General features: G+C 54.5%; 10 protein-coding genes. All 10 read left to right on the top strand.

Translation table 11 applies throughout. The features are described 5' to 3' along the window. Positions 1-171 precede the first annotated feature (171 nt). The 10 genes from ABJK56_RS04970 (at position 172) to ABJK56_RS04925 (ending at position 13,326) form a co-directional block, all read left to right on the top strand. A complete protein-coding gene (locus ABJK56_RS04970; RefSeq protein ID WP_347243559.1) occupies positions 172-1,377 on the top strand; it encodes an NADH-quinone oxidoreductase subunit D in 1,206 nt (401 codons plus the stop codon). 122 nt (positions 1,378-1,499) lie between these two features. Next, positions 1,500-2,669, top strand: coding sequence for an NADH-quinone oxidoreductase subunit NuoH (gene nuoH / locus ABJK56_RS04965; RefSeq protein ID WP_347243558.1), 1,170 nt, complete (start codon positions 1,500-1,502; stop codon positions 2,667-2,669). A 13-nt stretch (positions 2,670-2,682) separates the two neighbouring features. Then, positions 2,683-3,273 (top strand): NADH-quinone oxidoreductase subunit J, encoded by a 591-nt coding sequence (locus ABJK56_RS04960; RefSeq protein ID WP_347243557.1) that lies wholly within the window; start codon positions 2,683-2,685, stop codon positions 3,271-3,273. A 121-nt stretch (positions 3,274-3,394) separates the two neighbouring features. Next, positions 3,395-3,745, top strand: coding sequence for an NADH-quinone oxidoreductase subunit NuoK (gene nuoK, locus ABJK56_RS04955; RefSeq protein WP_347243648.1), 351 nt, complete (start codon positions 3,395-3,397; stop codon positions 3,743-3,745). Positions 3,746-3,777: 32 nt separating this feature from the next. After that, positions 3,778-6,093: an NADH-quinone oxidoreductase subunit L gene (nuoL, locus tag ABJK56_RS04950; RefSeq protein ID WP_347243556.1), complete on the top strand. Its 2,316-nt coding sequence runs from the start codon at positions 3,778-3,780 to the stop codon at positions 6,091-6,093. A 76-nt stretch (positions 6,094-6,169) separates the two neighbouring features. Then, positions 6,170-7,978, top strand: coding sequence for an NADH-quinone oxidoreductase subunit M (locus ABJK56_RS04945; protein WP_347243555.1), 1,809 nt, complete (start codon positions 6,170-6,172; stop codon positions 7,976-7,978). Between the two features lie 33 nt (positions 7,979-8,011). Further along, entirely contained in the window at positions 8,012-9,583 is a 1,572-nt protein-coding gene (locus ABJK56_RS04940) for an NADH-quinone oxidoreductase subunit N (protein ID WP_347243554.1), read from the top strand. A 127-nt stretch (positions 9,584-9,710) separates the two neighbouring features. Next, the gene (locus ABJK56_RS04935) at positions 9,711-10,235 is read left to right on the top strand and encodes a hypothetical protein (RefSeq protein ID WP_347243553.1); all 525 of its coding nucleotides are present in this window, start codon (positions 9,711-9,713) and stop codon (positions 10,233-10,235) included. A gap of 45 nt (positions 10,236-10,280) precedes the next feature. Next, positions 10,281-11,111 carry a TatD family hydrolase gene (locus tag ABJK56_RS04930; protein WP_347243552.1) on the top strand — a complete coding sequence of 277 codons (831 nt, stop codon included), beginning with the start codon at positions 10,281-10,283 and terminating at the stop codon, positions 11,109-11,111. Between the two features lie 328 nt (positions 11,112-11,439). Continuing rightward, complete coding sequence (locus tag ABJK56_RS04925; protein ID WP_347243551.1) at positions 11,440-13,326, top strand: hypothetical protein; 1,887 nt, start codon at positions 11,440-11,442, stop codon at positions 13,324-13,326. Positions 13,327-13,402 lie beyond the last annotated feature (76 nt).

The following is a 13,402-nucleotide window of genomic DNA, read 5'->3' as shown; positions in this document are numbered from 1 at the left end:
TGAGTGAAGAATTTCGAGTTGACGAGGCAGCCGAGGAGAAAAGGACCGGGTCGAGTTTCGACAGTAGTGGGCAGTCGACCGACGCAGCGGTTTAGAACGATGCAATTTCCTGAATCGCCGAGCGGTCCATTTCAAGCGGCTGTCAGGACCCTCATGAGTTTGTAAATACCCATGGCCGAAGCTGAACTTCAGCGTCAGCAACAGGAATCGGAAGGGGAGCTCCGAACAGAAGAGCTCCTCATCAACATGGGACCCCAGCACCCCAGCACACATGGTGTGCTAAGGGTTGTGCTGCGGACCGACGGGGAACTCGTCCTGGAGGCGACACCGTATATTGGTTATCTCCATCGGTGTGCCGAAAAGATCGGAGAAAACGTCACCCCGCGACAATGGATTCCCTACACCGACAGAATGGACTATCTGGCGGGGATGAATATGAACCTGGGCTGGGCCCTGACGGTGGAGAAACTATTGGGACTTCAGGTCACGGAAAAGGCGCGACACCTTCGGGTGCTCATTGTGGAGCTGGGGCGTATTGCCAGCCACCTTGTTGCGGCGGGGACGTATGGACTGGATTTGGGTAGTTTTACCCCTTTCATGTATTGCTTCCGAGAACGGGAGAAAATACTCAATCTCTTTGAAGCAGTCTGCGGTGCCCGTCTGACGTACAGCTACATAACGGTGGGTGGTCTCATGGCCGATCTACCGCCGGGCTGGCTGGAGGAGTGCGAAAAGTTCCTGGATCAGTTTGAGCCCGTCATCGACGACCTCCATGAACTTCTTTCAGTAAATCACATTTTTATCAAACGGACGGCCGGTGTAGGGGTGCTGCCTCCGGAGATGGCCATCGATCACGGATGCACAGGGCCTGTGCTACGCGGGAGTGGAGTGGATTGGGATCTGCGCCGGGATGGCGATCCCTTCTATACCCGCATGTATGAGGGATATCAATTCGATGTCGCCGTGTGTAAGGACGGGCGTTATCCTGGTCCCTGTCCAGAGGTCCCGCGGGAAACCGTGCTTGGCGATTGCTGGCACCGGTTTTTTGTTCGAATGGTCGAGGTCGTGCAGTCGGTTAAATTAGTCCGTCAGGCCATCGAAAAATACCGCGCAGCCGAGGGCGATATCGGCAAGCCGATCAAACTGAACCAGAAATTGCCGCCCGGCGAAGTGTATCTGGAAACGGAGTGCCCTAAGGGACAGATGGGATTCATGATCGTGAGTTTGGGCGAGGCAATTCCCTGGCGCGTTCGGGCCCGCAGCAGCAGTTTCTGCAATCTCTCCGTCCTGCCAAAACTGTGTCGGGGCTGTCTGGTGGCGGACGTGCCGGCAATCATTGGTTCCCTTGATATTGTCCTGGGAGAAGTCGATCGATAGCGATTGAGGAATAAGGTGAAAGACATCTGTTTGGTGATGTTGGGTGTTTTTTTAAAAAGTTTTAATAGTGTAAATCTTATTTGCTCTGATAGGAAATTCAGAAGCAAGTAATTGGGTGATATATGGACGAAATTGTCGCTCACTGGCTGCAGATAAGTGCGACCAGTGCTTGGTTCGTCACAGTCGGCGTAGCTTTGCTCCAGGTCGCCTTGCTCCTGGCCGTGGTCATGACGCTGGTGGCGGCCGCCACCTGGGCAGAGCGCAAAGTGGCAGGGCGAATTCAGGATCGATTGGGACCCACACGGGTGGGGGGACGATTCGGCTGGCTCCAGCCCGTGGCGGATGGCCTGAAACTCCTTACTAAAGAGGACATTATCCCTCTGAATGCCGATCGAATATTATTCAGGATAGCGCCCTATCTCGCCTTTGCTCCTGCTTTTGCCGTCTTTATGGCCATGCCGTTTTCGGATGGCTGGGTGGCCCAACGACTCAACACTGCGGCTTTCTTTATCCTGGCGGTGCTCGGCCTGGAAGTCTTCGGAATTATTCTGGCAGGCTATGCTTCCGGGTCAAAATGGTCCTTCTTGGGGGCGATGCGCGAAGCTGCACAGGTGGTGAGTTACGAAGTTCCCCTGACTTTTGCGGCCCTGATTCCCATTCTTCTGGCAGGAAGCATGGACCTGGTGGCCATCGGCGAAGCGCAGCGGGGTTGGTTCTGGAATTGGTTTGTTTTTCATGATCCATTCACCTTCGTGGCGTTCTGGATCTTCGTGACGTGTGCCGTAGCTGGAACCAATCGGGCACCATTCGACCTGGCTGAAGCGGAGAGCGAGCTGGTCGCCGGGTTTCACACGGAGTATTCCGGATTTCGCTGGAGCGTCTTTTATATGGGCGAATACGCGGCCATGGCCGCAGTGAGTGGTTTGGGAGCCATCTTGTTTTTGGGCGGCTGGAATGGGCCGATTCCGTTGGCCTCTATTCTCGGCTTGACGGAGGCTGTCGGTCCCTGGGCAGGCTTCTTTGGCCATTTTCTCGGCGCGATCAACTTTCTTATGAAGTGTGTGAGCGGCATTCTCTTCATGATGGCCCTTCGCTGGACACTTCCGCGGCTAAGAATCGACCAAATATTGAGTATGTGCTGGAAATATTGCTTTCCGCTAACAGCACTGTGCTTCGTCGGAGTCACGATTTGGATGCTGGCATTTCCAGACGGAGTCCTGGGCATTGGACATCCTAAAACGGAAACTGGCGAGTTTATTGTTTACGTTGTAAAAATCATGGCAGAACATTAGTCAGATACTCGTTATGGACGCGATCGCTGTTTTCTTTTGGTTATTGGCTGCCCTGGCTGTGGCGGGCGCTCTGCTCGTGGTCATAACGCCGCACATTGTGCACGCGGCGGTCGGCCTCATTCTCGCACTGAGTGCCGTTGCTGGACTGTTTTTTCTGGCCGGTGCAGAGTTCCTTGGCGCCATGCAAATCATGATTTATGTCGGCGGGACGGTCGTGCTGCTCGCGTTCGGCGTGATGCTCACGGCTCGCCTGACCTTCGTGCGAATGCGGACCACCGCCGACCAGTGGGTCATTGCCATCTTGCTCGCGGCCCCCCTCGCCACCATACTGCTGCAATCTGCCTGGGCTTATGGGCATTTAAAATCGGCCCAATTGTCATTGGAGACAAAAGCGACGAAGGCTGAAGTCGTCTCGGCGACGGATCTTGGCCTTGCGTTAGTAGGGGTCCGTCCGCAGGTCGATGGAGTGAATGGATCGGAGCGGCAGAGTGCGTTAGACCAAACGACTAGGGACGGCTATATTTTGCCCTTCGAGTTAGTGTCCCTCCACCTGGTAGTGGTCATGGTAGGGGCGGCCTACCTTGCCAGACGGCGAATGGAATGAATCAGTATGGCTGGCCCGCTACGGCTTCGGGGTAGAATACGAGCAGTCACGTCAGATTTTAACACAAGAGATTGAACAGTCACGGACATACGAACGCAACCACTGGAACATGATGGCAACAATGCTGCTGGCCGGTATATTAAGCCCAATTACAGTGACCCATTATTTAGTAGTCGGGATCATCCTGTTTGTATGCGGGATCGTGTGCCTCGTTGTCAAGCGGAATATTATCGCAATGTTAATTGGCGTGGAGCTCATTTTAAACGGAGCCAATATCAATCTGGTGGCGTTTTCCAGCCCGCAACTTTTTCCGTTGGGAACGGCCCCTCTATTGCTGGACGGCCAGGTCTTTGCCCTGTTTGTGATGATTTTGGCCGCAGCGGAGGCGGCGGTGGCCCTCGCGATTGCCCTTCAGTTTTATTCACGGTTCGGGACCGTCGACGTTGACCAGGGTGGTCAGTTGAGCGGCTGAAATACTGTGATTGGCGGAGTGCTGAACAGCTTATGGAAGCGATTTTACCCCAGCTAGTGCTGGCTGCCTGGCTCTTGCCGTTGCTGTCGTTCGTTGTGATTCTCCTGGCCGGAACGCGGATGGGAGAAGGTGGACGCGGTGCCGGTTATCTGGCGACCGTCGCAGTTGGAGTTTCTTGTGTTCTTTCGATCGTTGCGCTGGCGTGGTGGCTGATGCATCATCCGCTTGGTGGGCATGGCGGCCACTCAGAAATTTTGACGGGCGACTGGTACACCCTGGCCAAGTTCGAATCCCTCCGCTTCAGCGTTGGCTATTATGTGGATTCGCTGACGCTGGGCATGTTCGTTATGGTCACATTTATTGCCTTCTGGATCCACGTCTATTCTTTTGGATACATGCATGAAGAACTGCATGACGTTCGCGATCCATTTGTTACAGGTAGCGACGGCCGGAATCTGGTCAGGCCCGGGCGGTTCCATCGTTTTTATCAGTATTTGTCTCTATTTTGTTTTAGTATGTTGGGACTGGTCGTCGCGAACAATTTATTTATGGTTTTTGCCTTTTGGGAATTAGTCGGTATCTGCTCTTATTTTCTCATAGGGTTTTACGTGGAGCGCCCCTCCGCAACGCTGGCCGGTAATAAAGCGTTTATCGTGAATCGCGTGGGTGACTTTGGAATGATTATCGGCCTGGCCACTTTTCTGTTTGCATGTGGGACGCTCCATTATGCGATGCCCGGGAGTGCTTCCGAACATCATCAGGGGCTTTTTGCGATAGTGAAAGAGGTGACCAGCCAGTTGCCGGGCAAAAGTAGTTCTGCACCGTCCGAGAAGAGCACGAGTACAAATGTTGATCACGGGAAGGGTGGGGACAGTTCAGGCTTAGAAACCACGAACAAGATCGAGAAAAACCGCAGATTGACGCCCGCTCTGTTGACTCTGGCAGGGCTTGCGCTCTTTTGTGGGTGCATCGGAAAAAGCGCCCAGTTCCCCCTCCATGTGTGGTTACCGGATGCAATGGAGGGACCAACGCCGGTGAGCGCGCTCATCCATGCAGCGACCATGGTGGCCGCCGGTGTGTATCTTGTCGCCCGCACTTATCCACTTTTAACTGCGGATGCGCTGCTGGTTGTCGCCCTGGTAGGGACGGTGACGCTTTTTCTCGCGGCGACAATGGCGGTGGTGGCAACGGATATTAAGCGAGTCCTGGCCTATTCCACGATTAGCCAGTTGGGATATATGATGCTGGGTCTGGGTGTCGGTGGCTGGGTGGCAGGGCTTTTCCATCTTTTCACACATGCATTTTTCAAGGCTCTCTTATTCCTCGGGTCAGGATCAGTGATCCACGCTTGCGGAACAAATGAGATGCCTGCGATGGGTGGCTTGTGGCGAAAAATGCCCTGGACGGCCGGAACGATGCTGGTTGGATGTCTGGCCATTTCAGGGGCGGGTATTCCCCTGGTTATTGGATTAAGCGGCTATTATTCGAAGGATGCCATACTGGCGCAGACATTTCTTTTCCACCGAACAAATCCGCTATTCGGCTGGATGTTCTATGTGGCCCTGGGTGTAGCGGGTGTCACCGCATTTTATATGTTCCGGCTATGGTTCCTCGTTTTTTGGGGACAGCCGCGCGATGAGCACGTGGTCCACCATGCCCATGAGTCGCCCAGAACCATGGTGGCGGCTTTGGTGGTATTGGCCGTTCTCTCTGTGATATCGGGGTGGACCGTTCCAGGAACGAGCTGGGGCATCACCTCGCTTTTGGAGCAATCTCGTGTGACACCCGCCACCGCAATGGGCACTTTACAGACCGCGGTAACACTCCGAATCCCCGATGAGCACGCCTCACACGAACACATTATTCACGCCTGGGTGTCTGGACTGGCGTTCCTGGCCGCTTTGATAGGTTTTGGAATCGCCACAGTATTCTATGGAATCCGATGGTTGGATCCGGAAGATGTCCGCCAGCGATTCAAGGGCGTCTGGGAATTACTTGCTCAGCGATGGTACATCGACCAGATTTATGACGCTGTGTTTGTCCGCAACGCGCTTCGCCTGGCGGCTGTGGCCGCGTGGATCGATCGAAACATTATCGACTGGCTCGCGGATCACGCGGCGATTTCTGTTAGACGCCTTTCACAATGGGATGATTGGATCGATCGCACCTTTGTGGATGGGGCAGTAAACGCCCTGGCGGCGGGCATCTACGATATGGGAATTCGTGTCAGACGGTGGCAGGTGGGGAGAATTCGCGTTTATATCATGTGGATCGTCATCGGAATTGTAGCACTCTTTATTATTGGAACGATTTATTTGGGAATCGGCGCGAATCTTTCGCGCGGATGATGGTATTATGGTCGTTAACGGCTGAAATTCAGGAACTGCAAAATTGGTTCGATTGTGAATCCATAGAGGGTTATCCATGGCGGGTTTGATCTTTCTGAGTGCGATCGTTTTTCTGCCGGCACTTGGGGCATTGATCCTCCTGTTCTTCCCGGCTTCAGCAGAAACAGCCATCCGGCGCATGACTCTGGGAGTCACCCTGGTGGTTTTTCTGATGACGCTGCGGCTCGTCTTCCCGGGAGACGGGCCAGCCGGAGAGACGCTCCTGGAAAGGAGCATCCACGATGTGCGTTTTGTGGCCGGGGAACCGGGCTACCAGCACGCATTGGCGGTACCTTGGATTCGTTCCTTCAATATCGAGTATTTTCTGGGAATTGATGGGATCAGTCTTCCGCTGGTCCTGCTGACATCTTTCTTATCCCTTCTTGCCGCCGCAGCGAGCTGGTCCGTCACAAAGCATGTCAAGGCATACAGCGTGCTCTTTCTTCTGCTGGAGACGGGAATGCTTGGCGTCTTCCTGGCGCTCGATTTCTTTCTTTTCTATGTGTTCTGGGAAGTCATGTTGTTGCCGATGTACTTTCTTATCGGCATTTGGGGAGGGCCACGGAAGGAATATGCCGCGATAAAGTTCTTTCTCTTCACGCTGGTGGGTAGCGTTCTCATGCTCATCGCTTTACTGATGCTTTACTTCGCCAGTGATGTGCGGAAATTGCCGGAACAGGCGCGACGGGAAAGCCTGCTCTCCTCGGAGATGATCGTGAAATCGCTTGCTCCCGGCGAAAAGCCGCTTCATACCTTCAACCTGGTTGCGCTGGCAAAGCTCGGACAGATGCCGGATTCCCCATTTAATGAACCAGCATGGTTGGGAAAATCGATCGCTTGGTGGGCGTTTTTACTGTTGCTGGTGGGTTTTCTCATCAAGGTGCCCTCGGTACCCGTTCACACGTGGCTTCCGGATGCGCACGTGGAAGCCCCCACCCCGATCTCGATGATACTGGCCGGGGTGCTCCTGAAGATGGGTGGATACGGCATCATCCGCATCTGTTACCCGGTTTGCCCACAGGGTGCGTATGAGCTGGCCTGGTTTGTGTGTGGGCTAGGGGTTGTGAGTATGGTCTATGGTGCCTTAGCGGCCATGGCGCAACAGGATTTCAAGCGCCTCGTGGCTTACAGTTCCGTCAGCCACATGGGCTACGTGGTGCTTGGCCTCGGTGCGTGGAGCCTCGTTCCCGGGATCTGGGACACACAATACTGGAAAATGGGAATGAACGGGGCCATGTTCCAGATGATCGCGCACGGGATTTCGTCGGCGGGCATGTTCTTTATGGTCGGCGTGTTGTACGACCGAGTTCATCATCGGGATCTCGATCAATTCGGAGGTATTTTCGGAAAAATGCCTGCCTACACGGCTCTGGCGATTGTGATTTTCTTCGCGGCACTGGGCCTACCTGGTCTTTGCGGCTTTATTGGTGAAGTGCTGGTGATATTTGCGGCATTCAGCTATAGTCGCGTGCTTGCTATTATTGGGGCATCGGTAGTCATTCTAACAGCCGGATATATTTTGTGGACAGTGCGGCGCGTCTATCTCGGTGCGGAATATCGTGGACCGCATGCGGATGCTCTTACACCGTTGTCGGTGCGAGAGTTTGCGGTGGGGGCAACGCTGGCTGTAGCCGCCGTTATTTTCGGCGTGTTCCCGCAGACGGTGTTCCGATACATGGCGCCCAGTGTGAATCGTACCGTCGACGAGATGGCCCAGTGGATGAAGGCAGTGTCCATCAATGTGGTGGATTCGTCGGAAGAACCTGCTGAAAAATCCAGACGTGAACCCACGGAGGTTCTTGGCAATCTAAGTGGCAAGGTTCTGGAGGCTGGTTCACAGCAGTGAGTAAAAAGCATAAATAATAGTCGCTGAAAAAAGATGAATGAGCTTCTTGAATTAATCACCCGGATTGAGCAGAATCTCGCCGTATCAGTGCGGCTGTGGATTCCCGAAATATGCCTGGTGGTGACAGCGATCGCTCTTTTGCTACAGAGGATGGTGTTTCCTTCCTGGCGGCGGGGGGCGTCCTTTATCATGTTCGTGGGATCCGTGGCCGCGCTTGCGGTTTTATTCTGGCAGACGGCGGCCCAGTCTGCTCCAGCCAGCCCGGTGGGAGCGTTTCTGGATGTGCTGAGATTGGACCGTTTGGCAGCGTTCTTTCGAGGATTGATCCTTCTTTTTGCTATCTTATTCAGCGTTCTCACCTGGTTGACTCATTGGCCCCGCATTGAAGACCGAGGCGAGTTCTATGTATTGTTCCTGGGTTCGGTCATTGGCATGTCCACAATGGTTGCCGCCGAGAATCTCCTTTTGGTGTTTCTCGGCATGGAAATGGCCAGTCTACCCTCCTACATTCTGGCTGGATTCGAAAAGCGGGAACGGCGGGCCGGCGAAGCTGCCATGAAGTTCGCCGTGTTTGGCGCTGCCATGGCCGGGGTGATGCTCTATGGCCTGAGCCTTTTAGGAGGATCGCTGGGATCTCTCAACTTGCCGACCATGGGGGCGAATTTGGCTGCCTTGGCGAGTAACCAGGAATTTCATGGGCACGGTTTAAGCCTTATTGTTGGAACACTCATGGTGCTGGCGGGGATTGGCTTCAAACTTTCTGCAGTGCCGTTCCACTTTTGGTTACCGGATGTATTTGAAGGGGCTGCTGCAGAAGTCGGCGCTTTTCTCTCCGTGATCTCAAAGGCTGCTGCTTTGGGGCTGCTTACCCGGTTGTGTCTCACACTCCTGGGGGCTGAGCAGGCATCTGCCGCGGGGTTGCCGGGGCCACTCATTCCGTTTGTTGTGGGAACGCTCTCACTCTTGGCCGCCGTCACCTGCACGTATGGGAATTTGGCAGCCTACGGGCAAGGCAATTTCAAACGCCTCCTGGGTTATTCCACCATCGCGCATGCAGGTTATCTCATGATGCCGGTGGCGGCTGCCGTGGCGGCCCTACCCGTTAGCCGGGAAACAGCCCGCTGGGCCGTCGCTTCGATGTTGTTTTATTTAGTAGTGTACATGTTTATGAACATTGTGGCGTTCGCAGGTGCGGCGTTCCTATCGCGCGGGGCCCCGGGAGAGAAAATTGAGAATTATTCCGGCTTGGTCCGGGCAGCGCCGGGGTTTGTTATCTGTCTTACGCTCACTTTGTTCAGTCTGGTGGGATTGCCACCGCTGGGCGGGTTCGCTGGAAAATTTGCCATCTTTGCCAGTTTGGCTTCTGCACAGCTCTGGGCGCTGCTTGTCGTTGCCGCGCTCAATACCGTTTTCAGCCTCTTTTATTACGTGCGTGTGGTGAAAGTCATGGTCCTGGATCCTGCCGTCCAGCCCCCGAGTTTTTCCCTGCCGCTGTCGTCCCCCCAGGGGATGTTCCTCGTGCTGGCAACGACGCCAGTGGTGCTGCTGGGAATCCTATGGCAGCCGGTCTTTGATCTGGTGTGTCGGGCGGCTGGTTGTCAGTAAAACGACAGAATAGACAGTTTAGTGTTTCCAATCAGTTGATGATATTCGCCACGGTTATAAATTAAACAATACGTCGTTAAGTCTAAAACAGGGCGACCGTTATCTTGAAAAGCTTCCGGATACACGGATGGCGAGGGTTGATTATCACAAATCAGACACATCGCTAGCAATGAGCGACGACGCAACCGGCAACAGAGCGCCTCTCACGAACGTTTTGACGAGCCTGATGCGACGATTGGGACGGTCGCTGGCGGTTTATGCGATGCAGGCACGGCCCTGGATCCCGTACCGACGGGAAGAGCTCTGGGAACTGCTGGAAGAAATCGCGTCTCAGCACCGCGAGTGGGCCGAGCAGCTCGCAGAGGAAATCACGGCTGGGGGCCGAATGATCGAACTGGGGCCTTTCCCCTCGACTTACACACGCTTTCACGATGTGAGTGTCGACTTTCTGGCCATTCGTATTCTCGATGATTTGCGAGACATTCGTTCGTTGGCCGAGCAGGCAGGGCAGCTTCCTGGGATTGGTTCGGAGCTGGCTGCTCTCCTAACACGCATTAGCAGCGGTTTAAGCGACCAAGCAAGCAGCCTGGAAAAGGCACTTATCCAGGCCAAGATTCTCGCCGCTCAAGCGTCGGATTCAAGTGGACTCTGAACCTTAACACGAGACAACTTTTCACGGCAACGCGGGAGCCCTCCCATGTGGTTCGACACCCATGCGCATCTCTTCTTGTTGGAAGGTCCCCATACTGTTGAGCAAAATCCTCCAGTCACATTCTCAGAGGTCATTCAGGCAGCTATCGATCAGGGAGTCACGCGGATTCTTTGTGTGGGAATCGATGTGGAAACGAGCCGGCGAAGCATTAAGCTTGCGCGTCAGTTTCCCGATCGGGTATGGGCCGCCGTAGGAATTCATCCGAATTCCGCAAGCAGCGCATCCTTGGCAGATTGGGATGAGATTGTGGAACTGGCCCGGGACCATTCCGTTGTGGCCATTGGCGAGACGGGGCTCGATTGGTATCGCGATTATACACCGCCTCCCGTGCAGGTCGAATGGTTTGAAAAACACTGGGCTCTTGCAAAGGAGTTGGGCAAACCACTCGTGGTGCACTGTCGAGACGCAGAAAAGGATATAACGGAAATTCTCTCTTGTTGGTCGCGAGAAGGAGTACTTCGGGCTGTGATGCACGCCTGCGCCGCACCGTGGGAAGTCGTCAGCCGATGGCTGGATTGGGAGGGGATCGTCATCAGCTTTGCTGGGTCCGTAACGTACAAAAACACGAAATTTGCACCAATTCGAGAAACAGCGCAACATGTGCCATCGGACAGGATTTTGGTAGAAACCGATTGTCCATATCTCGTCCCGGAACCATATCGTGGCCGGGTGAAGGCCTCCGTGCCTCTCCACGTGAAAGACACCGGTTACTTCTTGGCGAAGCTGCGGGGTGTGTCACCGGAAGAGCTGGCAGCTCAGACGACGGACAACGCGATCAGGACGTTTGGCATTTCCCCTCCAAAGAAGGGTTATTGATTGACCGGGAGAAAGCGGTCCGTAATAATCACAGGGGCGATTCCTCGCAGTCCCGAACTGCGGTGCAGTGTGTCCATCTGTGGCGTTGGTCCCGGGTGTGCGGAGGAGAGCCGTCGGCGAGATGCCGGTTGCTAGGTAAGGGAGCTGTTTTTCGCCGTTGGAAAAGGTTCGTGCGACGGTTGGGGCTCGGGGAAGACCTTGTGGAGGCAGGAAGCACGATCTTCGAACGCTCCATTTGTTTTTGTTTTTATGAGGCGCATTTCGAAAGGGGGCTGTTATTACTTGGATGAGGAATGTGGATTGTCTTCAAGGACTGTGACTTGTCGGGATGCACGATCATCGCTTGGAATCTTTTGCTGAAGGTGCGGCTCCCGCTTGGGTGAAGCGATTGCCATTTCAGGTGGACGTGGCAGGTATCATCCGCCTCATGGGGCGATCACTCTACAGCCGGCCCAATGCAGCAATTCGGGAACTCATTCAGAATGCCCACGACGGCATCATCAGGCGGCGTTCCAAGGACCTGCAGTATCATGGGCGGATTGACTTTTATCAGTATCCCCAGGAAGGCGTCGTCGAGGTGGCGGACGATGGTGTGGGCTTAACGCTGGAAGAAGTGGAAAAATATCTAGGTACTCTTGGGATTGGGCTGAGCGGCTTACTCAGAGGGCAGGGGGAAGGCACCGGTGAAAGCGTCGGCAATTTGATCGGCGAGTTTGGAATTGGACTGTTCAGCGCTTTTCTGCTGGCCGATCGGGTGGAAATCTGTACGCGCCACTTTGTGACGGGAGAAGTCACCCGGTGGGAGGCAGGACCCGAAGTTGATATCGTCATCACGCCCGGACAACGCGAGACCCCAGGGACAACCGTCCGCTTATATCTTAAGCCAGAGCACAGAGCCTTTGCTGAAGACCAAGATCTTTTGGAAAGTGCTATCAAAGAATATGCCGAGTTTTTGCCCCTCCCCATCCACATCAACGGAAAACAGCACCGTGTCAACGTCGGGACGGCCTCATGGCTCGAACCCACCCCGGATATGGGGGCTTTGGAACTCGAACTGGAGAGCTATTTTGGGGAAACACCCTTGGATGTGTTTGCCATTCGTCAGGAGAAACCGGTCGTCATTCGTGGTGCCTTGTATGTGACACCCCAGCGCACCCCGGGGTTTACTGACGCTCCGGCAGTGACCGTCACCGTCAGGCGGATGATTATTTCTCGCAAGCTCCACGGATTGTTACCGGATTGGGCAAGCTTTGTGCGGGGGGTCTTGGAACTATCGGAGTGCTCTCCCACAACGAGTCGCGAAGATCTGGTACGGGACGCAACGTTCTACCTGGTACGGGAGTTCCTGGACCGATTCATTCTGGAACACTTTCAAAAACTGGCTACGGAAGCCCCGGCCCGGTGGCAATCACTCATTGCATGGCATCGGTATCTGCTTGCCGGGGCAGCTCTGGAAGTGGTTCCGCTGCGTTATTTGCTTCGGGACACGTACCGTTTTATAACCTCTCGGGGAGAGATGACATTTCCTGAAATTCTAAAGGCAAGCACCTGCGAAGGATTTTCAGAACACGGTTACGAGGCGGTCATCTGGTATAATCCGAGTCGCCACCTTGAAGCCTGGCTGAACGAAGTATTTGCCGAGCACCCGGCACCGTGCGTGCATACTCTGCGGAGTTTCGAAGAAGCGTTGCTAGCTCTGATGGTGGCAGATGTCGCTTCTGATGGCCAATTGGTGGATTTTAGGATAGCCGGTCCTAGCAGCCCGGGGTTTGCCACCACCGTCTTGGGGATCAAAGAACTCATGGACGCCGCACCCGAATGGCAGCATTTCTTGGGGACTGATCGGATCCATGTCAGCGTAGGGGAATATAGCAAGAATATCCCGGTTTTGGCCTTTTTGAGTGAACGATCAGAACTGCACCGGACGTTTGAAGTGCTGCAGAAACAGGGGGGAATGCCCGCCGGTTTTCAGAGACTCATCAGTGCCCATTTCCAGCAGGATATCCCCCAGCCGCATGAGGTCATTCTCAACCTGCGGCATCCAATCGTGGAGCGAGCACTCAGCCAATCCGTTCGATCCCCTCTAGCAAGCGTCTTGCGTTTGTTGGTCAACAAGGCTCTGCAAACGGCGGGGCTGGTCCTTGATGCCACCTTTCGAGAGCGCGAGCAGGACGATCTGACCTGGATTGCAGAAACTCTCTGGGGACGATCCTGATATAACTCCATATAACTCCGAGCATAAACACGCGAAAGTAACCAGAATAAAACGCGGTCATTTGCTAACTATTCTT

The organism is Thermogutta sp. (genome assembly GCF_039793925.1).
Lineage (GTDB): Bacteria > Planctomycetota > Planctomycetia > Pirellulales > Thermoguttaceae > Thermogutta.
This window is presented reverse-complemented; position numbering and strand designations above follow the sequence as displayed.